The organism is Cryobacterium sp. Hh7 (genome assembly GCF_004403155.1).
Lineage (GTDB): Bacteria > Actinomycetota > Actinomycetes > Actinomycetales > Microbacteriaceae > Cryobacterium > Cryobacterium levicorallinum.
Genome location: NZ_SOHG01000037.1, coordinates 1 through 1,220 on the forward strand (window position 1 = coordinate 1; position 1,220 = coordinate 1,220).

At 63.1% G+C, this 1,220-nt stretch carries 1 protein-coding gene and 1 pseudogene; both read left to right on the forward strand.

Annotated features, from left to right (window positions below):
* Positions 1-523, forward strand: a pseudogene (locus E3T43_RS19095) (site-specific integrase); the annotation flags it as partial.
* A gap of 9 nt (positions 524-532) precedes the next feature.
* Positions 533-1,105, forward strand: a complete 573-nt coding sequence (locus tag E3T43_RS11485) for a site-specific integrase (RefSeq protein ID WP_134472554.1) — start codon at positions 533-535, stop codon at positions 1,103-1,105.
* Positions 1,106-1,220: the final 115 nt, after the last annotated feature.

The window sequence follows — 1,220 nt, forward strand, 5'->3', positions numbered from 1 at the left end:
AAGTCACGCCACCACGCCGAAGAACGCCAGACCAGCACTGGAATTGACTTCAGCGCAATCTGGCGTTCCGGAAATAGCTAGGAAACTCCCGCTAGCGGCCCGCCTACGAGCCGGCGGTAGCGGCGACTTGCTCACGGCGAGCTCACCATTCCTGCTGCTCGCTGCGGCCTGGATGGAGGACGTGATGCTCGACGTTGACCGCTCTCAGGGTACGAAAGACACCTACCAGCGCGAACTACGCGTCCTGGTCCTGCCCTTCTTCGAGAACTTCACGATTCGTGAAGTAACCGTTGGGCGGATCGAGCTCTTCCTGAGGCAGCAGCGCGCGCAGTCGTACCCGAGAGCGAAGCACTCCCGCACGCTGCTCGGCATGATCCTGGCCTTTGTGGTGCGACGGGAGATCATCCCGCGCAATCCTATGAAGGAGACCTCGCGGATGAAGAAGCCCCCGCACACCCCGAAGGCGCTCACGACCGACCAGATCGCTGCGATTCGTCTCGCAGCTCGCGAATGGCGCACGTAGGACGGCCGAATGGGGCCGCGGTCCGACGGCCAGGTGCGGGACATCATCGAGGTGATGCTCGGCACGGCCACCCGCATCGGCGAGGCACTCGCCTTGCGGCAGTGCGACGTCGACATGGATGCCGATCCGCCGCGGGTGAACATCAGCGGCACGCTCGTCGTTCACAACGGAGCCGGCGTGCACCGTCAGGAGCATCCCAAGACGCACGAGTCTAACCGGGTCATTGGCGTGCCGCCCTTTGCGGCCGAGGTTATTCGCCAGCGTTTGGCACTGCTCGATCCGGACGATGCGGAGCACCTGATCTTCTACTCGAGGATGGGCACCCCGCTCGCGCCATATAACGTCCGGCGCACGTTCCGGGAGATACTCCGCAATGCGGGGCTCGAGGGCCTGAATATCACGCCGCACTCGTTTCGCCGCACCGGCGCGACGTTGCTTGCGAACGAGCTCGGTATGCAGGCGGCGGCCGACATGCTCGGGCACACGTCTACGTCGACGACCAAGGCGCATTATGCGGAACCGGACCGCACTGTGAAGTCGGAGCCGGCGGACGTGATGCAACGGTTGGCACCTCCTTCGTAAAGAATCCCTTGATTGTCTAAACCTGAATCCACCGGTCGGCCTCTGAAGAATTCTTGATTTGGGCGCGATCCTCTTTCGGGGTTTTGGGCGCGGTCAAGCTTGGGGCCTCGATGCC